The sequence below is a fragment of the Pseudomonas sp. NPDC047961 genome, from assembly GCF_050272435.1.
In the GTDB taxonomy this organism is placed as follows: domain Bacteria; phylum Pseudomonadota; class Gammaproteobacteria; order Pseudomonadales; family Pseudomonadaceae; genus Stutzerimonas.
In genome coordinates this window covers 517606-542144 of record NZ_JBNNMD010000001.1, presented here as the reverse complement: position 1 = coordinate 542144, position 24539 = coordinate 517606, and the positions used below count along the sequence as shown (strand labels likewise).

Below are 24539 nucleotides of genomic sequence, written 5' to 3'. Positions count from 1 at the left end.
TCGCAGCCTATCGAGACCTACGTTCCGCTGATCCATAACAGGCCAAACACCGTCTTAGTCGGCTTCGGCTTTCCGGTACAATTCGCGGCTTGTCGTTTCGCCAGTCCAAGGTTGGTTCATGTCCGTCTCCTTCATCCATCTTCGTCTGCACACTGAATATTCTCTGGTTGACGGGCTGGTGCGCGTTAAGCCGCTGGTGAAGTCGGTGGCAGGCGCTGGCATGCCGGCGGTGGCCGTCACGGATCAGAGCAACATGTGCTCGCTGGTCAAGTTCTACAAGGCGGCGCAGGGCGCCGGAATCAAACCGATCTGTGGCGCCGATATCTGGCTGGCCAGTCGCGAGGAGGATGGTCCGCTCAGCCGATTGACGTTACTGGCGATGAACGGCCGGGGGTATCGCAACCTGACCGAGCTGGTCTCGCGCGGCTGGACGGAGGGCCAGCGCAACGATCAGATCATCATCGAACGCGACTGGGTCAAAGCTGCGGCAGAAGGTCTGATCGCGTTGTCCGGTGCCAAGGAAGGAGAAATTGGCCATGCGCTGCTCGACGGCGAAGAAGCATCAGCCGCGGCGTTGCTTGACGAGTGGCAGGCTGTCTTCCCTCAGCGGTTCTACCTGGAAGTCCAGCGCACCAGCCGGGTGAACGATGAAGAACACTTGCATGCTGCGGTCGCGTTGGCGCAACGCTGTAACGTACCGCTAGTGGCTACCAACGATGTTCGTTTTCTCAAGCAAGAAGATTTCGAGGCACACGAAACCCGCGTCTGCATTGGTGAGAGCCGTACGCTCGACGACTCGCGGCGGCCGCGTAATTTCTCCGATCAGCAGTACCTGAAGACCCCTGCGGAAATGTGGGAGCTGTTCAGCGACCTGCCTGAGGCGTTGGAGAATACGGTCGAAATTGCTCGGCGCTGCAATATCGAAGTGCAGTTGGGGACCTACTTCCTGCCTGATTTCCCGGTACCTGCGGGCATGACCATGGACGAGTATTTCCGCAAGGTCTCGTTCGACGGGCTCGATGAGCGTCTCGAGGTGCTGCTGCCCAAGGACACGCCTGACTACGAGGCGAAGAAGCAGGTCTATGTCGACCGACTGAATTTCGAGCTCGACATCATCATCCAGATGGGCTTCCCGGGCTACTTCCTGATCGTCATGGACTTCATCCAGTGGGCGAAGAACAACGGCGTTCCGGTAGGGCCCGGACGGGGATCGGGTGCCGGCTCGCTGGTCGCCTATGTGCAGAAGATCACCGATCTCGACCCGCTCGCCTATGATCTGCTGTTCGAGCGCTTCCTCAACCCTGAGCGGGTCTCCATGCCCGACTTCGACGTCGACTTCTGCATGGATGGCCGTGACCGTGTCATCGACTACGTGGCAGAGAAATATGGCCGCAACGCAGTCAGCCAGATCATCACTTTCGGCACCATGGCCGCCAAGGCAGTCGTGCGGGACGTGGCGCGGGTACAGGGCAAGTCCTACGGCCTAGCCGATCGATTGTCGAAGATGATTCCCTTCGAAGTCGGCATGACCCTCGAAAAAGCCTACGAGATGGAAGAGCCGCTTCGAGACTTTCTGGCTGTCGACGAAGACGCTCGGGAAATCTGGGACATGGCCCTCAAGCTCGAGGGCATCACACGCGGCACGGGCAAGCACGCTGGCGGCGTGGTAATCGCCCCAACCAAACTTACCGATTTTGCGCCCATCGCCTGCGACGACGAGGGTGGCAGTCTGGTGACCCAGTTCGACAAGGACGACGTCGAATCCGCCGGCCTGGTCAAGTTCGACTTCCTCGGTCTGCGGACCCTGACCATCATCAAATGGGCGATGGAGACGATCAACCGGGAGCAGGCCAAGAAGGGCCTGGATCCGCTGAACATCGACTTCATTCCGCTGAACGACAAGCCGACGTTCTCGTTGCTGCAAAAAGCTGAAACGACGGCGGTTTTCCAGCTTGAATCGCGCGGCATGAAAGAGCTGATCAAGAAGCTCAAGCCCGACTGCCTGGAAGACCTGATTGCTCTGGTGGCGCTGTTCCGTCCTGGCCCGCTGCAGTCGGGCATGGTGGACGACTTCATCAACCGTAAGCATGGTCGCGCGGAGATTTCTTACCCGCACTCTGATTACCAGTACGAAGGCTTGAAGCCGGTATTGGCGCCTACCTACGGCATCATCCTGTACCAGGAACAGGTGATGCAGATCGCTCAGGTCATGGGTGGCTACACCCTTGGTCAGGCCGACATGCTCCGTCGCGCCATGGGTAAGAAGAAGCCCGAGGAAATGGCCAAGCAGCGCGGCGGATTCATCGAGGGTTGCGCCAACAACGGCATCGATGCGGACCTGGCGGGCAACATCTTCGATCTGGTGGAAAAATTCGCCGGCTACGGTTTCAACAAATCGCACTCGGCTGCTTACGGGCTGGTTTCCTACCAGACCGCCTGGCTAAAGGCGCATCACCCGTCGCCCTTCATGGCTGCGGTGCTGTCTGCGGACATGCACAACACCGACAAGGTGGTCACGCTGATCGAGGAATGCCGCAGCATGAAGCTGCGCATCGATGCCCCGGACGTGAACAATTCGGAGTTCAAGTTTACGGTCAGTGACGATGGACGAATCATTTACGGCCTGGGTGCGATCAAAGGCGTCGGTGAGGGACCGGTCGAAGCTATCTGCGAATGTCGCAAAGAAGGCGGGCCGTTCAAGGAGCTGTTCGATTTCTGCAGCCGTGTCGATCTCAAGCGAATCAACAAACGCACCCTCGAAGCGTTGATCCGCGGGGGCGCGCTGGATCGTCTGGGGCCGTATTTCTCGGACGAACCAAAAGCCTACCAAGCCAATATCGATCGCAACCGGGCGGTGCTGCTCTCGGCGATGGAAGAGGCTATCCAGGCCGCGGAACAGACGGCACGCAGCCTCGACAGCGGCCATGCGGACCTGTTTGGTGGACTGTTCGCTGAGCCCGAAGCCGATGTTTATGCCAACCATCGCAAAGCCCGCGAGCTGTCCTTGAAGGAGCGTCTGAAAGGCGAGAAAGACACACTGGGGCTATACCTCACCGGCCATCCGATCGATGAATATGAGGGTGAGGTTCGCCGCTTCGCCCGTCAGCGCATCATTGATTTGCGTCCCGCGCGGGGCGAGCAGACCATTGCCGGCTTGATCGTCAACTTGCGGGTCATGAAGAACAAGAAAGGCGACAAAATGGGTTTCATCACCCTGGATGACCGCTCAGGACGGATTGAGGCCTCGCTGTTTGCTGAAGCCTTCAACAGTGCTCAGGCACTGTTGCAGACCGATGCCCTGGTAGTGGTCGAGGGTGAAGTCAGTAACGATGATTTTTCTGGTGGCCTGCGCTTGCGGGCCAAGCGGGTCATGAGCTTGGAAGAAGCCCGAACCGGGCTGGCCGAAAGCCTGCGAGTCAAAGTGGCCGGCGAGGCGCTCAAGGGCGATCGAGTGCGCTGGCTGGCGGATGTCTGTGGCCGTCATCGCGGCGCCTGTCCGATCACGCTTGAGTACACCAGTGCCGATGCCCGGGCCCTGCTGCAGTTCGGTGAAGGCTGGCGAATCGACCCGGCCGACAACTTGATTCAGGCATTGCGTGACCAGTTCGGGCGCGACAACGTCTTTCTGCAATACCGATAGCAGGACTAGCCGAGTGGTGCACCATTGCCGGTGCGAGACCCATTCGACGTCCTGAACCGGCCCGGTCCTGGATCGGGTCATGTTTGCGAACATTTTGTTCGACCTGAATGCGTCCGTCCCGTAAGGTAGGGCGCAAAAAACGGAACAGCTCCCGGCCGCCTGGCCGTCGACGCATGACGGATGCCTATGAACCCGAATTTTCTCGATTTCGAACAGCCGATCGCCGACCTGCAAGCCAAGATCGAAGAATTGCGCCTGGTTGGTAACGACAACTCGCTGAACATTGGCGATGAGATTGCCCGCCTGCAGGACAAGAGCGAGTCGCTCACCGAGAGCATCTTCGGCAATCTCACCAGTTGGCAGATCGCTCGCCTGGCTCGACACCCGCAGCGCCCCTACACGCTGGATTACATTAACCATCTGTTTACGGAATTCGAAGAGCTGCATGGCGACCGCCATTTCTCCGATGACGCCGCGATCGTTGGCGGGACGGCTCGACTGAACGGCGAACCGGTGATGATCATCGGCCACCAGAAGGGCCGTGAAGTCCGCGAAAAGGTCCGCCGTAACTTTGGTATGCCGCGTCCAGAAGGCTATCGCAAGGCGTGCCGCCTGATGGAGATGGCCGAACGCTTCAAGATGCCGATCCTTACCTTCATTGACACGCCGGGTGCCTATCCGGGTATCGACGCTGAAGAGCGCAACCAGAGCGAAGCGATCGCCTGGAACCTGCGGGTCATGGCACGGCTTAAGACACCCATCATCGCTACCGTGATTGGTGAAGGTGGTTCCGGCGGTGCGCTGGCCATCGGTGTCTGCGATCAGCTGAACATGCTGCAGTACTCGACCTATGCGGTCATCTCGCCGGAAGGTTGCGCCTCAATCCTGTGGCGTACCGCTGACAAGGCGCCGGAAGCTGCCGAGGCCATGGGTGTCACCGCCGAGCGTCTGAAAAACCTTGGCATCGTCGACAAGGTGATCTCCGAGCCGCTGGGTGGTGCCCATCGCAATCCGGCGGTGACCGCTGCATCGTTGCGTGACGAGCTGACTACTCAGCTCGACATGCTCAAGGGGCTCGATACCGAAGCATTGCTGACGCGTCGCTATGAGCGCCTGATGAGCTACGGTATCGCCTGATACCCGTACGATTGATCGAAAAAAGGCGGGCTTTCCCGCCTTTTTTGTGTCTGCGCAACCGGTGTTGCCTCAGTTTCCGTTGGATTGAGCCATTGACTCTTCTTCGTCCATCCAGCTTATGCTGATGATTGTGTTTTCCGAGCTTCCATCAGATGCCTATAGAGTCTCGGCTGCTTGATGCACTGCAACCATGGCGTACCGCGCCGCGGTGGTGTGTGGCGTTTTCTGGTGGGCTTGATTCCACGGTGCTGTTGCATCTGTTGGTACGGTTATCGGCTAGCGAAAACCTTCCGCCAATAAGCGCGATACATGTCCATCATGGATTGCAATGTGCGGCTGATGATTGGCCAGCGCATTGCCGGTCGATCTGCGGCAAGCTCGGCATCGAGGTGCAGGTGGTGCGGGTGCAGGTCGAGGCTGGTCCGAGCCTAGAAAGCGCCGCCCGCGCTGCGCGCTATGCGGCCTTCAGCGAGCTCCTTAATAGTGCCGACGTGCTATTCACTGGCCAGCACCGGGACGATCAGGCTGAAACTCTGTTGTTTCGTTTGCTACGCGGTGCGGGAGTGCGCGGGCTTGCCAGCATGCCTGCGGTGCGCGCGCTGGGTGAAGGTTGGCTGGTTCGGCCCTTGCTGAATGTCGGGCGCTACGAATTGGAAGCCTATGCCCGCGAGCAGGGGCTCACTTGGGTTGAGGACCCAAGCAACGCGTGCACCAGCCACACGCGAAATTACCTTCGTCACCGGGTCATACCGGTGCTTCAGCAGCGCTGGCCGCGAGCTGCTGACAACATCGCGCGCACCGCAGCCCATCTAGGCGAGGCGCAGCATTTGCTGGATGAGCTGGCCGAGCTTGATCTGCGCGAAGCCCGCACTCAGTGTCGGTATCAGTGGTTACCGATGCCGAGACTCTCCTTGTCGTCACTGGAGTCGCTCAGTCCCGCCCGGCAGCGCAATGCGCTGCGCCACTGGCTGGCTGATTTAACAGCCCTTCCGGACAGCGATCATTGGGCTGGCTGGGATGCGTTGCGCAATGCTGCTCCGGATGCCGCGCCGGTATGGCGCTTGGCCTCTGGCGAACTACACAAAGGCGATGGTTGCGTTTGGTGGCTTTCGGGACCCTGGCTGGTCACGGCGGAAGGGTCGGTCGACTGGCTGCAGCCGAACATCGATCTGCAGTTGCCGGGAAACGGCCTGCTGCGCTTGACCGGCCATGATGGGCGGGGCGGGCTGCAAATACGCTATCGTCAGGGCGGCGAGGTGCTGAACATTCCCGGCCGTGGTCGCCGCGATCTCAAACGGTTGCTCAACGAGGCTGGCGTGCCAGGTTTCGTGCGCTCACGTCTGCCGTTGCTCTTTCGAGAAGGTGAGGTTGTTGCGGTAGCCAATCTGCCGCAATTCGATACGCAGGCGCTGTCGCTTCAGTGGACGCCGCCGGCCGACGCCAGGTTTGAGCTGATAGGGTCTTTCAAGTAGACTACGCTCCCGTCCCAATACAGCTTCTGCGGCTTTCTTCGAAAACCGTGGCAGTTCCGCTATTGCCGCCTTTGGCGCGATGGCACCTTCGCTTTTCCCCGGCGGCGCTGACCGCTTAACGCAGACTTCTAGGGTTTTTCATGACGCGCTACATCTTCGTCACGGGTGGTGTTGTTTCTTCATTGGGGAAAGGCATCGCCTCGGCTTCATTGGCGGCCATCCTGGAGGCGCGGGGCCTGAAGGTCACGATGCTCAAGCTGGACCCTTACATCAACGTGGATCCGGGCACCATGAGCCCGTTCCAGCACGGTGAGGTGTTCGTCACCCATGACGGCGCCGAGACCGACCTCGACCTGGGGCATTACGAGCGGTTTATCCGCACGACAATGACCAAGAGCAACAACTTCACCACCGGCCGCGTATATGAAGATGTACTGCGTCGCGAACGCCGTGGTGATTACTTGGGCGCGACCATTCAGGTCATTCCGCACATCACTGACGAGATCAAGCGCCGCATCATCAAGGGCGCGGGCGATGCCGACGTCGCGTTGGTAGAAGTTGGCGGCACCGTCGGTGACATCGAGTCGCAACCCTTCCTTGAAGCGATCCGCCAGCTGCGTGTCGAAGTGGGCGCCAAGCGCGCAATGCTCATGCACTTGACGCTGGTGCCTTATATCGCCACGGCTGGTGAAACCAAGACCAAGCCGACCCAGCATTCGGTCAAGGAGCTGCGCTCCATCGGTCTGCAGCCTGACGTACTGGTATGCCGTTCCGACCATCCGATCGATGTCTCCTCACGGCGCAAGATTGCACTGTTTACCAACGTCGAAGAGCGTGCGGTTATCAGCCTGGAAGACGTCGACACTATTTACAAGATCCCGGGCGTACTCCATGCCCAGGGCCTGGACGACTTCGTTGTCGAACGTTTCGGCCTGGAGTGCGGCGGTGCCGACCTCTCTGAGTGGGATCGCGTGGTGGATGCCAAGCTGAACCCCGAGAAGGAAGTCACCATCGCCATGGTCGGCAAGTACATGGAACTTCTGGATGCGTACAAATCTCTGATCGAGGCAATGAGCCACGCTGGCATCCAGAGCCGTACCAAAGTGAACCTCCGCTACATTGATTCCGAAGATATCGAGAACCAGGGCACCGGTCTGCTGGAAGGTATGGACGCGATTCTGGTTCCGGGTGGTTTCGGTCTGCGTGGCGTGGAAGGCAAGATTGCCACCGTCAAATATGCCCGCGAGAACAAGATTCCCTACCTGGGTATCTGCCTCGGCATGCAGGTCGCAGTGATCGAGTTCGCCCGTGATGTGCTGGGCTGGACCGACGCCAACTCCACCGAATTCGACAAGGACTCGACGCATCCCGTTGTCGGCTTGATTACCGAGTGGGAAGACGCCACCGGAGCAGTGGAAACCCGCAACGACGCGTCTGATCTGGGCGGCACCATGCGTCTGGGTGCTCAGGAATGCGGCCTTGAGGCCGGCTCCAATGTGTTCGCCTGCTACGGCAAGGAGCGCATCATCGAGCGCCATCGTCATCGCTACGAGGTAAACAATAATCTGCTGCCGCAACTGCAGGCCGCCGGCTTGAAGATCACGGGTCGGTCCGGTGACGGTGCGCTGGTCGAGGTGGTCGAGGCGCCGGATCATCCCTGGTTCGTGGCCTGCCAGTTCCACCCAGAATTCACGTCCACCCCTCGCGACGGGCATCCGCTGTTCAGCGGCTTCGTCAAAGCGGCGCTGGACTACAAGGCGGGCAAGGCATGAGCCAGAAGACCATTCGCGTCGGCAGTATCGAGATCGCCAACGACAAGCCGTTCGTGCTGTTCGGCGGGATGAACGTGCTGGAGTCCCGGGATCTCGCACTGCAAATCTGCGAAACCTATGTGAAGGTCACCGAAAAGCTCGGTATTCCCTATATCTTCAAGGCCAGTTTCGACAAGGCTAATCGCTCCTCGATCAACTCCTTCCGAGGCCCTGGCCTGGAAGAGGGGATGCGGATCTTTGAAGAAGTGAAGAAGACCTTCGGGGTCCCTGTGATCACTGATGTGCATGAGCCGCACCAGGCACAGCCGGTGGCCGAAGTGTGCGACATCATTCAGCTACCTGCCTTCCTGTCGCGCCAGACCGATCTGGTGGTTGCCATGGCGAAGACCGGTGCGGTGATCAATATCAAGAAAGCCCAGTTTCTTGCGCCGCAGGAAATGAAGCACATCCTCACCAAGTGTGAAGAAGCCGGCAATGATCAACTGATTCTTTGCGAACGCGGCTCCTCATTTGGCTACAACAACCTGGTCGTCGACATGCTGGGCTTCGACATCATGAAGCGGATGCAATATCCGGTGATCTTCGATGTCACACATGCGCTGCAGATGCCGGGTGGCCGCGCCGACTCGGCTGGTGGTCGTCGTGCCCAGGTCACGGATCTTGCCAAGGCCGGCCTCAGTCAGGGCCTAGCTGGGTTGTTCCTTGAGGCCCATCCGGATCCGGAAAATGCCAAGTGCGACGGACCCTGTGCGCTGCGTCTGGACAAGCTCGAACCCTTCCTCACCCAGCTCAAGCAGCTGGATGATCTCATCAAGAATTTTGCGCCAATCGAAACTGCTTGAAGCCTTGAAGCTATCTACGGAGTGTTAATAAAAATGGCAAAGATCGTCGACATCAAAGGGCGTGAGGTTCTCGACTCCCGTGGCAATCCCACTGTTGAAGCGGACGTTATCCTGGATAACGGCATTACCGGCAGCGCCTGTGCGCCGTCCGGTGCTTCCACTGGGTCCCGCGAGGCGCTGGAACTGCGCGATGGCGACAAGAGCCGTTACATGGGCAAGGGTGTGCTGAAGGCTGTCAGCAATATCAATGGCCCGATCCGGGATTTGCTGCTGGGCAAGGATCCGCTGGATCAAAAGGCGCTGGACCGCGCCATGATCGAGCTGGACGGAACCGAGAACAAAGCGTCACTGGGTGCCAACGCAATCCTCGCCGTGTCGTTGGCTGCTGCCAAGGCCGCTGCTCAAGATCAGGACCTGCCGCTCTACGCGCACATTGCCAACCTCAATGGCACGCCTGGCCAGTACTCCATGCCGGTGCCGATGATGAACATCATCAACGGCGGCGAGCATGCCGACAACAACGTCGACATCCAGGAATTCATGGTGCAGCCGGTCGGTGCCAAGACGTTCGCTGATGCCCTGCGCATGGGTGCCGAAATCTTCCATCACCTCAAAGCCGTGCTGAAGGCTCGTGGTCTGAGCACTTCTGTCGGTGATGAAGGTGGTTTCGCGCCGAACCTGGCATCCAACGAAGACGCGTTGGCCGCTATCGCCGAGGCAGTGGCTAACGCCGGTTACAAGCTTGGTGACGACGTGACCCTGGCGCTCGATTGCGCCTCCAGCGAATTCTTCGAGGATGGCAAGTACGATCTGGCCGGTGAAGGCAAGGTCTTCGACGCCGCTGGTTTTGCCGACTACTTGGCTGGGCTGGCCGATCGCTACCCGATCATCTCCATCGAAGACGGTATGGACGAGTCCGACTGGGCTGGCTGGAAGGTGCTGACTGACAAACTCGGCGACAAGGTTCAGTTGGTTGGCGACGATCTGTTCGTGACCAACACCAAGATCCTTAAGGAAGGCATTGAGAAGGGCATCGGTAACTCGATCCTGATTAAGTTCAACCAGATCGGCTCGCTGACCGAAACCCTGGAAGCCATTCAGATGGCCAAGGCCGCAGGTTACACGGCGGTGATCTCGCACCGCTCCGGCGAAACCGAAGACAGCACCATCGCCGACCTCGCTGTGGGAACGGCTGCCGGTCAGATCAAGACAGGTTCGCTGTGCCGTTCGGACCGCGTGTCCAAGTACAATCAACTGCTTCGTATTGAAGAGCAGCTCGGCGGAAAAGCAGCTTACAAGGGCCGTGCCGAGTTCCGCGGCTAAACCCAAGCATGCTAGAAAGGGGCGGCGTTAGTCGCCCTTTTTTGTGGATAACGGTCAGCGCTGTTAAGGTCGCCGCACGGCGATGCGCTAGCCAGCAAAGGAAAGCCGGACCATGTTGCTGACCGCCGCTTATACAACGTCACTGGAAACCACTCGAATTCGATCCATGCCTTCCATACGCAGTCCCTACTGGTTGTTTGTTGTCCTGATTTTGCTGCTGGGTGGCTTGCAGTATCGCCTATGGGTAGGCGAGGGCAGCCTCGCCCAGGTGAGTGGATTGAACAAGCAGATCGCCGAGCAGCAGGGCGAGAACCAGCGATTGCTTGAGCGAAACCGGATTCTCGAAGCCGAGGTCAAGGAGCTCAAGCAGGGCATGGAAACTGTAGAAGAGCGTGCGCGGCATGAGTTGGGCATGGTCAAAGAGGGCGAGACTCTCTTTCAGCTCACCGAATGAGTGCAAACAACCTCCCGTCTTACTGGGTCGTGATCCCGGCTGCCGGCATTGGCAGTCGCATGCGAGCCGACCGGCCCAAGCAATATCTGCAGTTGGCAGGAAGGACCATCCTCGAGCACACCCTGGATTGCTTTCTAGGCCATCCCCAGCTCAAGGGGCTGGTTGTGTGCGTAGCGAGCGATGATGCCTATTGGCCCGATCTCGCTTGCTCGATAGATCCGCGTGTTCACCGTGCCGATGGTGGCACTGAGCGAGCCGACTCGGTCCTGGGTGGGCTGCGAGAGCTGAGCCGGCTAGGCGCCTCAGACGACGACTGGGTGCTGGTGCACGATGCCGCTAGGCCCAACCTGGCAGCCACAGATCTAAATCATCTATTGGAGACGCTCGCGGACGATCCTGTCGGTGGGCTGCTCGCTGTTCCAGCTCGCGATACGCTCAAGCGTGCTGATGCGGATGGGCGCGTTCAGGAGACGGTGGATCGTAGCGTCATTTGGCAAGCGTTCACGCCACAGATGTTCCGCCTTGGATCGCTGCGTGAGGCGTTGGCGGATGCACTTGGCAGTGGAGTTGCCGTAACTGACGAAGCGTCCGCGCTTGAATGGGCGGGGCACCACCCGCGTCTGGTCGAAGGGCGGGCTGACAATCTCAAGATTACCCGGCCCGAAGATCTTCAGTGGTTGGAACAGCGCTGGAAATCTTGAGCCCAGCGCTGTTCATGGCGCTATGCAGAGCATCGACTCATGCCGCGTAGCGGAGGCGAAGCCGTTGTGATCAATAGCGGTAGATCGCAGCAGCGCCGCTTTCGGTCGGCATGCGTTCGGTAGGAACTGAGATTACCTCGCCGCCTTGTTCCAACGTCCATATGGTCAATTCATCGAGCAGATCGGGTGTCGTGGCTGAGTCATCTTCCACCGCAACTGCCTTGCCTTGCTCCTTGTCGACCACCCCGGGGATTCGACGCTCCGCCTCGACCAGCAGGGTCGCTACACGGCCTTCAAGTGTGGCCTGGCCGATCTGCTCAAGCTGGTCGGTCGCGAGTCCCTGACCTCGCGACTCGCCGTACTGGTTGATAAAACCTTCCAGTCGCTTGATGTAGCGCGGCTGCATGACCATCCAGCTCTTCTGGCGGAGTTCGTCATGACTCAGTAACGACGCATCGTTCTCGATGCCTTCCGGCAGTAGAAATTCGTTGTGGCTGAGTTTGCGGAAGTGGAACTGGTGCTCCGGAAGTGCTGCGAGGATCAGCGGCAGTCGCGACTTGCGGCTGTGATGCTCAAGAATCGCGCGATCCACTTCACGGAAGAAGCGCTCCCGGTCTCGATCGATTTCGTCCTGGCGCCCAGCGCCTCCGCTCTCCACCTGCATCGGATCACCACGCTCGCTGGCGCGACTGTAGCCTTGCGGGAAGCCGGTCTGACCTTTCTCGGTCAACTCGCGGCCCAGCGCTTCTTCAACGGTTTTCGGAACGCTTTCACCCAAGCGGACTTCGTCAACGCCGTCGCGGTTGCCTTCGAACAGACGAACCGAGTCCAGCGTGATCGCCAATATCTGATAGCGGTCTGCCGACTGCGCGATGCGCAGCAGCGGTTTGAGGTGCATACGGTCATTGGCGACAGCGAGCTCTGGAACGCTGCGCTGCAGGCGGAATACCTCGAAGTAATCCGTGGCAGCAAAGACCGCAAGCCCATCGCGGTTGGAATTCCAGAAATCGGGATCGTCGATCAGATCGTGGAAGGGCTTCAGCAGCGCTTTGGCCTGGTCGCCACGGCCTTGTTGCTTGAGCGAGTCTTCAAGCTCGCGGACAAGGTGCTTGAAGCGAATCGGGTCTTGCTGACGCTCGGGAAAGCTGCGGTGGGTGGGCTGATAAAGCGAAAGGCACGGCGCTTCGCGTTTTGCCAGCAGCTGGGACATGGTTTCGCGATCGAGCAATCTGTTCATGTACGGCCTCACTCGTGGTCAGATGATTCAGTTCCTCATGGTCTCTATCGGCCCGCTTCAGCGGGTCGCATCAGGCGGCATTCAGTGGTGGTTGAGTTTCTTGTCTAGCGCATGGGCAAGGGCATGGCTGAGCTTTTCGGCACAGCCGTCAATGGCAAGATTCAGCGAGTCCGCTTTGTGGCTGGTCGAAATGGGCTCGTGTCCCTTGACCCGCGCTTCCATCTGGCAGCGCTTATCCTGCGGGCCGCTTTTGCCGCTATTTTCGTCGTTGAGATGAACTTCGACTCGGGTCAGCTGATCGTCGAAGCGCTCCAGTTCGCTCTCGACCGTCGCTTTTACGTGCTCCTCAAGGCTGCTGGTCACGTCGACGCTATGATTGCTGTTCACCAGAATCTGCATGATGTCCTCCTGATTGATTGGCCGGCTCGCTCAAGCAGAGGGCCGGAGGCACCGGCTTCAGGATTTCGACGTGGTGGGTTAAGTCGGGTTCCGCCTCAAGTCGGCAGTCGGACGCGCGGCGCAGTCGCAACTCAATCGCGTTCGATCCGATATTCGGGACGAGTTGCGAGGCCGTCCTTCAATGCTTGAATCAGCAGGCGGACCTTCGGTAGCGGATAACGCCGTTGCGGATAGACGGCCCACACCGCCGTGTTCGGTGGCTGATGCGTTTCCAGCAGGGACACCAGCTCACCGCGGCGTAGTGGCTCCTGGACGTAATAGTCCGGTAGCTGGCAAAGACCGAAGCCCCGAAGCGCAGCATCCAGTACCGCCTGCCCGCTGTTGCAGCGCCAGTTGCCCGAGGGCTTGAATGGCTGCTCGCGGCCGTCGACCTGCAACATCCAGGTGTCGCCAGTGCCAACCAAGCAATTGTGTCTCGATAGCTCGGACAGGGTATGCGGGCGGCCGTAGCGCTCGAGATAGCTTGGCGCCGCGCATAGATACATGGCGCGTGGGGCAAGGCGTGTGGCGATCAGCCGAGATTCGCTCAGCCGGCCCAGGCGTACAGCCAGGTCGTAGCCTTCCTGCACCAGATCGAGGGTGCGATTGGACAGTTCGATATCAACCCTCAGCTGCGGATGCTGCGCCATGAATTCGTTCACCAGCGGCACGATGAAGCGTTCACCGTACGCGACCGCTGCGGTCATACGCAGCAGACCAGTGGGCGCAGCATGCAGGTCGCTGATTGCATGAAAGGCTTCATCACGCTCCTCGATCAGGCGCTGGCAGCGCGAGAGAAAGGTATGACCGGCTTCGGTCAGGGAAACCCGGCGGGTCGTGCGATAGAGCAGCCGTGCCTGAAGACGTTCCTCGAGGCGTGCGACTTGGCGGCTGACGTGAGATGACGACACGCGCAGTTGCCCTGCGGCCTGCATGAAGCTTCCGCACTCAGCGACGGCGACGAATTCATCCAGTCCTTCCCATCGATTCATAGGCGGTCCTTTTGCGAGTTGCCCAAAGCGGTGCGTTGCGATTATCCCTGGGCGGCAATAATGTTTCCACGAACAGCTTATTAACCCTATCCATCGATGAAACTACACTGCGTATTACTTTCCATCCACGAGTACCGCCAGTCATGACCATCAAGTCCCGCGCCGCCGTCGCGTTTGCCCCGAACCAACCTCTGCAAATTGTCGAAGTGGACGTTGAGCCGCCCAAGGCTGGCGAAGTGCTGGTGCGCATCGTCGCGACTGGCGTCTGCCATACCGACGCTTACACGCTCTCCGGCGAAGATTCGGAAGGTGTATTCCCTTGCATCCTCGGCCATGAAGGTGGCGGGATCGTCGAGGCGGTAGGCGAGGGCGTCACTTCGGTTGCCGTGGGCGATCACGTGATCCCGCTGTACACGGCCGAATGCCGGCAGTGCAAATTCTGCAAATCCGGCAAGACCAACCTCTGCAGCTCGGTGCGCGCCACGCAAGGCAAGGGGCTGATGCCAGACGGCACCACACGCTTCTCCTACAACGGCGAGCCGATTTATCACTACATGGGCACCTCGACCTTTTCCGAATACACGGTGCTGCCTGAAGTATCCGTGGCGAAGATCCCCAAGGAAGCGCCCTTGGACAAGGTCTGCCTGCTCGGCTGCGGCGTCACCACTGGCATCGGCGCGGTACTCAATACCGCCAAGGTGGAAGAGGGCGCGACCGTGGCCATCTTCGGGCTCGGTGGCATCGGGCTGGCTGCGATCATCGGTGCGAAAATGGCCAAGGCTAGCCGGATCATCGCGATCGACATCAACCCGTCCAAGTTCGCCATTGCCGAAGAGCTGGGTGCGACAGACTTCGTCAACCCCAAGGATCACTACAAGCCGATCCAGGAGGTCATCGTGGAGATGACAGACGGCGGCGTGGACTATTCCTTCGAATGCGTCGGCAATGTCCAGCTGATGCGCGCGGCGCTGGAATGTGCACACAAGGGGTGGGGCGAGTCCGTGATCATTGGTGTGGCTGGAGCCGGTCAGGAAATCAGCACCCGTCCGTTCCAGCTGGTAACCGGCCGCGTCTGGCGTGGCAGCGCCTTCGGTGGCGTCAAGGGGCGTACCGAGCTGCCGAGCTATGTGGAGAAGGCTCAGACCGGCGAGATCCCGCTGGATACCTTCATCACTCACAACATGGGGCTGGATGAAATCAATCAGGCATTCGACCTGATGCACGAAGGCAAGAGCATCCGAACCGTCATCCACTACTGATTCAGCACGTCGGGCCGCAGCGCTCCGCCTGCGATGGTGCGAGTGCTACGGGCCCGCTCAGGAGGGCCCATGAGCCTCGAGAATATTTCTTGCCAGAAGAGCTTCGGTGGCTGGCACAAACGCTATCGTCACCGCTCAAGTAGCTTGAACTGCGACATGGTATTTGCCGTATATCTGCCGCCTCAGGCAGAGCAAGGCGAAAAGCTTCCGGTGCTGTACTGGTTGTCCGGTCTGACCTGTACCGACGAGAACTTCATGCAGAAGGCGGGGGCGCATCGGCTTGCTGCGGAGCTCGGCTTAATTATCGTCGCCCCGGATACCAGCCCGCGCGGCTCCGAGGTTCCGGACGATCCGGACGCTGCCTATGACTTCGGTCTTGGCGCAGGTTTCTACCTGAACGCGACCCAGGAACCCTGGGCTCAGCACTACCGCATGCACGATTACGTAGTCGAAGAGCTGCCGGCGCTGATCGAGGCGAACTTTCCGGTATCCGACAAGCGCGGCATCAGTGGGCATTCGATGGGCGGTCACGGTGCGCTGGTGTGCGCGTTGAAGAACCCTGGTCGCTATCAGTCGCTGTCGGCGTTCGCGCCGATCGCCAATCCGGCTGATTGCCCATGGGGCGAGAAGGCCTTCTCAAATTACCTCGGAGAAGATCGCTCACGCTGGCGCGAATGGGACGCCTGTGCCCTGATATCCAAGGCGCAGGAGAAGTTGCCGATACTCGTCGATCAGGGCGATCGGGATGATTTCATGGCCAATCAGTTGAAGCCCGAAGCGCTGGAGTCAGCTGCAACCGCGGCGGTTCATCCGCTGACGTTGCGTATCCAGCCGGGCTACGATCACAGCTATTACTTCATCAGCACATTTATCGATGACCATCTACGCCATCACGCGCAGGCATTGAAGGCCTAGGTCAGCTGCGCTTACGAGCGAGCGTGTTTGCAGAGAAAATGCCGCCCCATTCACGATCAAGCCTATGCCGGTAGCAAGCGTATGGGGATCAACCGCTGCCGCTTACGGTTGTCCGCATTGCTCCGGCGCCTATGCGTAGCAGCTCGGTGACGCTATGCGTCACAAGCGGTAGAACGAAAAAAGGCCCGCGCGGAATTCCGGGCGGGCCTTCCATCGCAAGGAGCTAGAGCGATGGATAATCGGTGTAACCTTCGGCGCCTTTTGCGTAGAACAGCTCAGGCCGCGGCTCGTTGAGCGGCGCGTCCTGGCGCAGACGCTGGACCAGATCGGGGTTAGCGATATAGGGAATGCCAAAGGCCACGGCGTCGGCCTTGCCCTCGGCCAGCCAGGCGTTGGCCTGGTCCTTGGTGAAGCGTTCGTTGGCGATATAAACGCCACCGAATACCTCCTTCAGCTGTGGGCCGAGGCTGTCCTCGCCGGCTTTCTCCCGAGTGCAGATAAAGGCGATGCCGCGCTTGCCCAGTTCACGAGCGACATAGGCGAAGGTATCGGCACGATTCGAGTCGCCCATGTCGTGAGCGTCGGCTCGTGGTGCCAGGTGAACGCCTACGCGGCCAGCGCCCCAGACCCCTACCGCCGCATCAGTAACTTCCAACAGCAAACGTGCCCGGTTTTCCAGCGAGCCGCCGTACTGATCGGTGCGCTGGTTGGTGCTGTCTTGCAGGAACTGGTCAAGCAGGTAACCGTTGGCGCCATGTATTTCGACGCCGTCGAACCCTGCTTCGCGAGCATTCTCAGCCCCTTTACGGTAGGCCTCGACGATGCCTGCGATCTCTTCGGTTTCCAGCGCTCGTGGCGTTTCAAAATTCTTCATCGGCCGGACCAGGCTGACGTGCCCGGCGGGTTGGATAGCGCTCGGCGCGACCGGAAGTTGACCGTCGAGGTAGATCGGATCGGAGATCCGACCCACGTGCCAGAGCTGCAGCACGATCTTGCCGCCTTTCGCATGGACCGCATCGGTTACCTTTTTCCAGCCCTGTACCTGCTCAGCGGACCAGATGCCGGGCGTGTCCGGATAGCCGACGCCCATCGGCGTGACCGATGTGGCTTCGCTGATGATCAGTCCAGCCTCGGCCCGCTGGGTGTAGTACTCGGCAATCAAGTCACCCGGTATGCGGCCCGGCTCAGCACGGCAGCGGGTCAGCGGGGCCATGATGATGCGGTTGGCCAGTTCCAGTTCGCCAATCTTGATCGGGTCGAAAAGTGTAGGCATAGCGATGCTGCTCCTTTACACGGTAAGGGTTGGTGGGCTCAGAGGTCCTGGCCGAGGCGGGCCACGAAAGCGGCGATGGCCGGTTCATTGCGTTTGAAAAAATGCCACTGGCCAACCTTGCGGTTGGTGATCAGGCCGGCCCTTTGCAAGGTCGCCAGATGAGCCGATACGGTTGATTGCGATAGCCCGGCGCGCTGGTCGATCTGTCCGGCACACACCCCGTTTTCCAACGAGTGATGCTGCTCGGAGAAATAGCGTTGTGGTTCTTTCAGCCAACCCAGAATCTCCCGCCGCAAAGGGTGGGAGATTGCTTTGAGGATGTCGTCCAGTTCGTCGGGCATGGTGTCGTCCGGCTCGGTATATCGCGATGGAGCGAACTATATATCGGCAAAAAGCGATACATGATCGAATCGGTTAATGGTGCTTATCGGCTGCGTTGATCTGCAGGGGTTCTTACCGCTGCGGCTTCAACGTCTGCCGCTGTCCTGTAGAATCGCCGGCTGATCTTTTCGAGGTGCAAATGACTATGCGTATCGGCCATGGCTATGACGTGCATCGTTTCGGTGAGGGCGATTTCGTCACCCTCGGTGGGGTGCGGATTCCTCACAAGTTCGGTCTGCTCGCGCATTCGGATGGCGACGTGCTGCTGCATGCTTTGAGCGACGCATTGCTCGGCGCCGCGGCGCTTGGCGATATCGGTAAGCACTTCCCGGACACCGATCCGGCCTTCAAGGGCGCCGACAGCCGAGTATTGCTGCGGCACGTGCTCAAGCAGGTGCAGAGCAAAGGCTGGAAGGTCGGTAACGTTGACGCCACCATTGTTGCGCAAGCACCCAAGATGGCTCCGCACATCGAGTCTATGCGAACCCTGATCGCTGAGGATCTGCAGGTCGATCTGGATCAGGTCAACGTCAAGGCCACCACCACCGAAAAGCTCGGCTTTACCGGGCGTGAAGAAGGCATTGCCGTTCACGCTGTTGCGCTGCTGGTCGGCGCATGACTGAAGACCAGTTACTCGGCACAAGGGCGCACGGAGGGGCCTGTGGCTCCGCGGTGCTCAAAGCTGTGGCGGAGGATTTCCAGGTCGACGAGGTGCTTGATATCCCCTTGTCTGGCGCAGGCGAACATCTTTGGCTCTGGGTGGAAAAGCGCAACCTCAACACTGAAGAGGCCGCGCGACGCCTGGCGCGTGCTGCTGGCGTTCCGGTGCGCAACATCAGTTATGCCGGCTTGAAAGATCGTCAGGCTCTTACCCGCCAATGGTTCAGTCTGCATCTGCCAGGCAAAGCTGATCCCGCACTGGCTAGGGCCGAAGACGAAACCCTGAGGATTCTCCAAAGCAGCCGCCATCAGCGGAAACTGCAACGCGGCGCCCATTCGGCCAATGGGTTTACCCTGCGTCTGACGGAACTGCAGGCTGACCATGCCCAACTCGATGCGCGTCTCGAGCGGATCAAGATCGACGGTGTGCCCAACTATTTTGGTTTGCAGCGCTTCGGTTATGAGGGCGGAAATGTCCACGGCGCCCGTGAGTACGCGGATAGGGAAGAGCTGCCCGTGCAGCGCAATCTCCGCTCACGCCTGCTATCGGCGGGGCGCAGTTACCTATTCAATCGCGTATTAGCTGAGCGAGTTGCCGCGGGTAGCTGGAACCAGGCCCAAGTCGGTGATCTGCTGGCGTTCACCGATAGCCGCAGCTTTTTCCCGGCAGGTGAAGCCGAGTGCAGCGACCCACGGCTGGCCGTGCTGGATCTGCATCCGACCGGTCCGCTGTGGGGCGCCGGCGAATCGCCTGCTGCAGGCGTTGTACAAGCACTGGAGATGCAGGCAGCTGCAACGGAGCCGTCAATCGCCAAGTGGCTCGCAGAAGCCGGAATGAAGCATGAACGGCGCATTCTTCGCCTCCCAATAGGCGGCTTGTCGTGGCATTATCCCGAGCCTGACATTCTGCAACTTGAATTCGTCCTGCCGACCGGATGCTTTGCCACTGCTGTGGTGCGCGAACTGGTCAGCCTGGCAGGGCAGACGGACATCTGATGCGTATTCTGATCGCCAACGACGACGGGGTGTATGCACCTGGGCTCGCCGCGCTTTATGACGCGCTGGCGGATTTTGCCGAGTGCAGGGTAGTTGCCCCAATTCAGGACATGAGCGGCGCCAGCAGTGCGCTGACCCTGGATCGCCCGCTTCATCCCACGACCATGCCGAATGGTTTCATCGGCGTGAACGGCACGCCTACGGACTGCGTCCACCTAGGCATTAACGGCTTGCTTGAGGACGCGCCTGACATGGTGGTTTCCGGTATTAATCTGGGCGCCAATCTCGGCGACGACGTGTTGTACTCCGGTACCGTCGCCGCAGCTATCGAGGGACGGTTCACAGGCAAGCCGGCCTTCGCTTTTTCCCTCGTGTCGCGGCTGACCGATAACCTGCCGACTGCGGCCTATGTCGCGCGCAAGCTGGTTGAGCATCAGGCGTCGCTGGAGCTTCCTCCGCGTACTGTATTGAGCGTCAATGTTCCAAACCTGCCGCTGGACCACATTCGCGGCATCCAGCTGACCCGCCTGGGCCATCGCAGCAGGGCCAAGCCTCCTGTGAAGCAGGCGAATCCGCGTGGCAAGGACGGTTACTGGATCTCGGTGGCCGGCGACGTTGAAGATGGCGGGCCAGGCACCGATTTTCATGCGGTCATGCAGGGCTACGTCTCGATTACACCATTGCAGCTGGACCGAACCTTTCATGAGGCCTTCGAGGGCCTCGACAGTTGGCTGGAGGGCGTGTTGTGAACCGCGGATCCGATGACCTGCTGCGCCATGGTACCGGGATGACCTCACAACGCACCCGGGACCGGCTGATCCAGCGGCTGTACGAAGAAGGGCTTTCAGATCCTCGCGTGCTCGAGGTGATTCGTCGCACGCCCCGCCACCTGTTCGTCGATGAGGCATTGTCTCATCGCGCCTATGAAGACACCGCGCTGCCCATCGGCCACAACCAGACCATCTCGCAACCCTTCATGGTGGCGCGTATGAGCGAGCTGCTGCTCGCTGACGGCCCGCTTGACAAGGTCTTGGAGATCGGCACCGGTTCCGGCTATCAAACAGCTGTGCTGGCACAGCTGGTCGAGCGGGTGTTCTCGGTAGAGCGAATCCAGGCGCTGCAAGATCGCGCAAAAGAACGCTTGGTCGAACTCAAGTTGCGTAACGTGGTCTTTCGCTGGGGTGATGGCTGGGAGGGCTGGCCTGCGCTGGCCCCTTACAACGGCATCATCGTTACCGCGGCGGCAGCCGACGTGCCCCAGGCTCTGCTCGATCAACTGGCTCCCGGCGGGCGGTTGGTGATCCCGGTCGGGGTTGGCGAAGTCCAGCAACTGATGCTGATCATTCGAGAGGAAGACGGTTTTTCCCGCCATCTGCTGGATACCGTGCGCTTCGTGCCGCTGCTCAATGGACCTGTAGTTTGATCACAGCGGATGGAAGCATGAAAAACGCGTTGCTGTTGTACGCCAAGGGCATGGCGATGGGGGCTGCGGATGTGGTGCCTGGCGTCTCGGGTGGTACCGTCGCATTCATAACCGGAATCTACGATGAATTGCTGCGCTCCATAGGCGCAGTGCCGAACGCCATTCCCGTACTGCTCAAGGGGCGCATCGCCGAAGCATGGCGCACCGCCAACGGGACCTTTCTCTTGGTGTTGTTCGCTGGGATTCTGACCAGCGTGCTCAGCCTGGCAAAACTGATCACCTACCTCCTCGAGCAGCATCCGATTCCGGTGTGGTCGTTCTTCTTTGGGTTGATCTTGGTCTCCGTGCATTTGGTCAGCAAGGAAATCCAGCGTCGCAACCTGTCACGATTGATCAGTCTGTGCCTGGGTATCGGCTTTGCCTACTGGATTACGGTCGCGTCGCCAATGCAGTGGAGCACCAGCAGTGTCAGTCTGTTCTTCGCTGGCGCCATCGCGATCTGCGCCATGATCCTGCCGGGGATATCCGGCAGCTTCATTCTGGTTCTTCTCGGCCTGTACCCCGTAATTCTGGGCGCGGTTAAAGCCTTGGATTTAGGCATCATGCTGACCTTTGCCGCCGGTTGTCTGGTCGGCTTGTTGAGCTTTGCGCGTGTGTTGAGTTTGGTTCTGCGGCGTTGGCGCGACCTTACCCTGGCATTTCTAACCGGGCTGATGCTCGGCTCGCTGAACAAGGTATGGCCCTGGAAAGAGACGCTGACCTGGCGCACCAACTCGCACGGTGAGCCCGTGCCGCTACTAGAGCAAAACCTGCTGCCGGGCGCTTATGGCGATCTGACCGGGCAGGATCCGCAGCTGCTGCTGGCGATCCTTCTGGCGGGCGCCGGCATCGCGCTGGTGCTTGGGCTGGAGTGGTTTGCCGGGCGTCACCAGCCAGTCGCACAAAGCGTCTGAACCGACTTGTCGATCATAGGGAGCGGGTATTGAAGCTCACAGCCAGCACGCAATGGATACGCAGTTCATCAGTCCGTTGCGCGCTTGTCGCCTTGTTGGCGGGTTCGTTACTGGTCGGGTGCGCCAGCTCGCCGTCAGGCGGCGTGAGTGTCGTCGATCGTAACAACCGGGACCGTGTAACCAGCGGGCACTACACCGTACAGCGCGGGGACACGCTCTGGTCGATCGCTTTCCGCTTTGGCTGGGACTGGCGCGATCTGGCACGGGTCAACAATATCCGTCCACCGCATGTGATCTACCCAGGCCAGACGATTCGCTTCAGTGGGCAGGTACCCCGTGCCGTTGCCACTCGTCCGGTAACCGCTCCCCCCGCGTCTGCGCCCAGCACGCCGCCCATCGTGACGAATCCAGTACCGACGCCGCCGCCTTTGACGCGACCCACCGTAGCGGCGCCCAAGCCTGCTGCGCCGAACACCCCGATCAAGCCTGTTACCCGCTCCGCGAGCGGCTGGGCCTGGCCTGCAGGCGGCACGGTTATTGGCCGTTTCTCCTCAAACGGAAGTTTGAATAAAGGCATTGATATCGCCGGGGAATTAGGACAGCCTGTTTTAGCTGCTTCTGATGGGGCTGTTGTGTACGCCGGCAGTGGTTTACGGGGTTACGGCGAACTTGTGATCATCAAGCACAGCGATACCTATGTAAGTGCCTACGGCCACAACCGCAGGCTGCTGGTTCAGGAGGGTCAACAAGTCAAAGCTGGGCAAACTATTGCCGAGATGGGATCGACTGGAACCGACCGGGTGAAGCTGCACTTTGAGATTCGCCGCCAAGGCAAACCTGTAGATCCGCTGCAATATCTGCCAAAGCGATGATTTGATGCTGCCTGTTCTGGCACTAGGAGGGGCTTGAGCGATGCCAGGGAACGCGTGCCGCCCAAGCCTGTTGTCGAACTCAGAACAGGAAAACAATAATGGCTCTCAAAAAAGAAGTGCCGGAGTTTGACGTAGACGATGCAGTTCTACTCATGGAACCGTCCGCGGAAACAGATCCGATTACCGAGATCTCCCGCGTCGGTTCAGTCGGCACCAAGTCCAAGACCGCAACGGTCAAGCAACACAAATTCATCGATTACACCCGCGCGCTCGACGCCACCCAGCTGTACCTCAACGAAATCGGTTTTTCCCCCCTGCTGACACCCGAACAGGAAGTGCATTTCGCGCGTCTCGCGCAGAAGGGCGATCCGGCGGGGCGCAAGCGCATGATCGAAAGCAATCTGCGGCTGGTCGTGAAAATCGCTCGACGGTATGTCAATCGAGGTCTATCGCTGCTGGATCTGGTGGAAGAGGGAAATCTTGGACTCATTCGAGCGGTCGAGAAATTCGACCCTGAGCGTGGTTTCCGCTTCTCGACCTATGCAACCTGGTGGATCAGGCAGACCATCGAACGGGCGATCATGAATCAAACTCGGACGATTCGTCTGCCGATTCATGTGGTCAAGGAGCTGAACGTTTACCTGCGGGCAGCGCGCGAGCTGACGCAGAAGCTCGATCATGAGCCTAGCCCCGAGGAAATCGCCAACCTGCTTGAAAAGCCGGTTGCTGAGGTCAAGCGAATGCTGGGGCTGAACGAGCGCGTGACCTCGGTCGACGTCTCCCTGGGACCGGACACCGACAAGACTTTGCTCGATACCCTGACCGATGACCGCCCGAGCGACCCATGCGAGCTTTTGCTCGACGATGATCTGTCCGAGAGCATCGATCAGTGGCTGTCCGACCTGACTGAAAAACAGCGGGAAGTGGTTATCCGACGCTTTGGTCTGCGCGGCCATGAAAGCTGCACTTTAGAAGAGGTCGGTCAGGAGATTGGCTTGACCCGAGAGCGGGTTCGGCAGATTCAGGTCGAAGCACTCAAACGGCTCCGTGAAATTCTGGAGCGTAACGGTCTTTCCAGTGAATCGCTGTTCCGCTAGGCCCCGTTGCCCCTTACTGCGCGGTAAGGGGCACGATTTCTATCCGTTACGCAGGCTGCACTGCAGCTTAGCGGCGGTCGATTGAATAAGCGGGCTTAACTCCCGATTCTTACGACTTCTGCCTAAACGATTCCTCACGTAAGCATTTGCTTACAGAGTGTGTAAGCAAAGTTAGTAGCGTTGACCGAGCGGATCGCCATTCCAAGAAAAGTAGATTTTTAAGTCTTTGTTTTTTATTAGAAATATATTTTATTAAGATAGTGGCTCCGTTGCCATCATGCATTTTTCAGAGTTGCTGTTGTCGCTCAAATCCTTAATATCGCAACCGTGCTCAGGGACAAGCACAGCCGGCAAGGATGTCGGACAGGATCAGCCGCTGGAGGCGGTTTCATCAGGACGATGAGCAGGAAAAAAAGGGAAGTAGGGAAGGAGGCGGGCGGGGGTTAACCCCCGCCCCTTTTTTTTGTGTGGCGTTTTTTGTATAGGTGGGTGCGCGAACGACTGCGCCGGTGAACGGACTAATAGCCGTAACCTAACTCAGAGATGCTCACATGAACGGCAACGAACCGAATCCACCTGCCCAGCCTGGGCGAGATGAAGAAGACCCGGACAAACGTGATCCAGATGAGGCTAATGAAGACCAGCTGGATGAGGCCTTGGAAGAGACCTTTCCGGCAAGTGATCCTATTTCTCCGTAGCTGC

General features: G+C 59.4%; 22 protein-coding genes and 1 pseudogene. 18 read left to right on the top strand and 5 right to left on the bottom strand.

Going from position 1 to position 24539, the window contains the following annotated elements; genetic code table 11:
• The first annotated feature begins 118 nt into the window (after positions 1–118).
• From dnaE to ispD, 8 genes are all read left to right on the top strand, one after another.
• Entirely contained in the window at positions 119–3640 is a 3522-nt protein-coding gene (dnaE, locus tag ACQKIK_RS02555) for a DNA polymerase III subunit alpha (RefSeq protein ID WP_499134622.1), read from the top strand.
• A gap of 186 nt (positions 3641–3826) precedes the next feature.
• Positions 3827–4777, top strand: coding sequence for an acetyl-CoA carboxylase carboxyltransferase subunit alpha (locus tag ACQKIK_RS02550; protein WP_241530531.1), 951 nt, complete (start codon positions 3827–3829; stop codon positions 4775–4777).
• Between the two features lie 152 nt (positions 4778–4929).
• Complete coding sequence (tilS, locus tag ACQKIK_RS02545; RefSeq protein WP_241530532.1) at positions 4930–6249, top strand: tRNA lysidine(34) synthetase TilS; 1320 nt, start codon at positions 4930–4932, stop codon at positions 6247–6249.
• Positions 6250–6389: 140 nt separating this feature from the next.
• Entirely contained in the window at positions 6390–8021 is a 1632-nt protein-coding gene (pyrG, locus tag ACQKIK_RS02540; RefSeq protein WP_499134620.1) for a CTP synthase, read from the top strand.
• Entirely contained in the window at positions 8018–8863 is an 846-nt protein-coding gene (kdsA, locus tag ACQKIK_RS02535; RefSeq protein ID WP_102834878.1) for a 3-deoxy-8-phosphooctulonate synthase, read from the top strand. The genes pyrG and kdsA overlap by 4 nt, the downstream gene beginning before the upstream one ends.
• Positions 8864–8896: 33 nt before the next feature.
• Entirely contained in the window at positions 8897–10186 is a 1290-nt protein-coding gene (eno, locus tag ACQKIK_RS02530) for a phosphopyruvate hydratase (protein ID WP_499134618.1), read from the top strand.
• Between the two features lie 166 nt (positions 10187–10352).
• The gene (gene ftsB, locus ACQKIK_RS02525) at positions 10353–10640 is read left to right on the top strand and encodes a cell division protein FtsB (RefSeq protein WP_177327070.1); all 288 of its coding nucleotides are present in this window, start codon (positions 10353–10355) and stop codon (positions 10638–10640) included.
• Positions 10637–11341: a 2-C-methyl-D-erythritol 4-phosphate cytidylyltransferase gene (ispD, locus tag ACQKIK_RS02520; RefSeq protein ID WP_499134616.1), complete on the top strand. Its 705-nt coding sequence runs from the start codon at positions 10637–10639 to the stop codon at positions 11339–11341. Before ftsB ends, ispD begins: the two co-directional genes overlap by 4 nt.
• A gap of 70 nt (positions 11342–11411) precedes the next feature.
• Here the strand turns inward: ispD and ACQKIK_RS02515 are convergent, their stop codons facing one another.
• The 3 genes and pseudogenes from ACQKIK_RS02515 to ACQKIK_RS02505 all read right to left on the bottom strand — a co-directional run bounded on the left by ACQKIK_RS02515 (position 11412) and on the right by ACQKIK_RS02505 (position 14008).
• Positions 11412–12578 (bottom strand): baeRF3 domain-containing protein, encoded by a 1167-nt coding sequence (locus ACQKIK_RS02515; protein WP_046162022.1) that lies wholly within the window; start codon positions 12576–12578, stop codon positions 11412–11414.
• A 99-nt stretch (positions 12579–12677) separates the two neighbouring features.
• A pseudogene (gene hpf, locus ACQKIK_RS02510) lies at positions 12678–12977 on the bottom strand (ribosome hibernation-promoting factor, HPF/YfiA family); the annotation flags it as partial.
• 131 nt (positions 12978–13108) lie between these two features.
• Positions 13109–14008 carry a LysR family transcriptional regulator gene (locus ACQKIK_RS02505; RefSeq protein WP_499134615.1) on the bottom strand — a complete coding sequence of 300 codons (900 nt, stop codon included), beginning with the start codon at positions 14006–14008 and terminating at the stop codon, positions 13109–13111.
• 143 nt (positions 14009–14151) lie between these two features.
• Between ACQKIK_RS02505 and ACQKIK_RS02500 the strand changes: the two genes are divergently transcribed.
• Positions 14152–15267: an S-(hydroxymethyl)glutathione dehydrogenase/class III alcohol dehydrogenase gene (locus ACQKIK_RS02500; RefSeq protein ID WP_499134614.1), complete on the top strand. Its 1116-nt coding sequence runs from the start codon at positions 14152–14154 to the stop codon at positions 15265–15267.
• Between the two features lie 69 nt (positions 15268–15336).
• A complete protein-coding gene (fghA, locus tag ACQKIK_RS02495; RefSeq protein WP_499134613.1) occupies positions 15337–16182 on the top strand; it encodes an S-formylglutathione hydrolase in 846 nt (281 codons plus the stop codon).
• 223 nt (positions 16183–16405) lie between these two features.
• Here the strand turns inward: fghA and ACQKIK_RS02490 are convergent, their stop codons facing one another.
• Positions 16406–17455, bottom strand: a complete 1050-nt coding sequence (locus tag ACQKIK_RS02490) for an alkene reductase (protein WP_499134612.1) — start codon at positions 17453–17455, stop codon at positions 16406–16408.
• Between the two features lie 38 nt (positions 17456–17493).
• The gene (locus ACQKIK_RS02485; protein ID WP_045428969.1) at positions 17494–17796 is read right to left on the bottom strand and encodes an ArsR/SmtB family transcription factor; all 303 of its coding nucleotides are present in this window, start codon (positions 17794–17796) and stop codon (positions 17494–17496) included.
• A gap of 185 nt (positions 17797–17981) precedes the next feature.
• Between ACQKIK_RS02485 and ispF the strand changes: the two genes are divergently transcribed.
• From ispF to ACQKIK_RS02445, 8 genes are all read left to right on the top strand, one after another.
• Complete coding sequence (gene ispF / locus ACQKIK_RS02480) at positions 17982–18455, top strand: 2-C-methyl-D-erythritol 2,4-cyclodiphosphate synthase (RefSeq protein WP_499135180.1); 474 nt, start codon at positions 17982–17984, stop codon at positions 18453–18455.
• The gene (truD, locus tag ACQKIK_RS02475) at positions 18452–19492 is read left to right on the top strand and encodes a tRNA pseudouridine(13) synthase TruD (protein WP_499134611.1); all 1041 of its coding nucleotides are present in this window, start codon (positions 18452–18454) and stop codon (positions 19490–19492) included. The genes ispF and truD overlap by 4 nt, the downstream gene beginning before the upstream one ends.
• Positions 19492–20241 carry a 5'/3'-nucleotidase SurE gene (gene surE / locus ACQKIK_RS02470; protein ID WP_046162016.1) on the top strand — a complete coding sequence of 250 codons (750 nt, stop codon included), beginning with the start codon at positions 19492–19494 and terminating at the stop codon, positions 20239–20241. Before truD ends, surE begins: the two co-directional genes overlap by 1 nt.
• A 38-nt stretch (positions 20242–20279) precedes the next feature.
• Positions 20280–20915 (top strand): protein-L-isoaspartate(D-aspartate) O-methyltransferase, encoded by a 636-nt coding sequence (locus ACQKIK_RS02465; RefSeq protein ID WP_029404859.1) that lies wholly within the window; start codon positions 20280–20282, stop codon positions 20913–20915.
• 17 nt (positions 20916–20932) lie between these two features.
• Positions 20933–21868 (top strand): polyprenyl-phosphate transporter, encoded by a 936-nt coding sequence (locus tag ACQKIK_RS02460; RefSeq protein ID WP_046162015.1) that lies wholly within the window; start codon positions 20933–20935, stop codon positions 21866–21868.
• A gap of 29 nt (positions 21869–21897) precedes the next feature.
• Positions 21898–22740: a peptidoglycan DD-metalloendopeptidase family protein gene (locus ACQKIK_RS02455; RefSeq protein ID WP_413818215.1), complete on the top strand. Its 843-nt coding sequence runs from the start codon at positions 21898–21900 to the stop codon at positions 22738–22740.
• A gap of 98 nt (positions 22741–22838) precedes the next feature.
• Positions 22839–23837, top strand: a complete 999-nt coding sequence (gene rpoS / locus ACQKIK_RS02450; protein WP_241530543.1) for an RNA polymerase sigma factor RpoS — start codon at positions 22839–22841, stop codon at positions 23835–23837.
• Between the two features lie 551 nt (positions 23838–24388).
• Positions 24389–24535: a hypothetical protein gene (locus ACQKIK_RS02445; RefSeq protein WP_177327063.1), complete on the top strand. Its 147-nt coding sequence runs from the start codon at positions 24389–24391 to the stop codon at positions 24533–24535.
• Positions 24536–24539 lie beyond the last annotated feature (4 nt).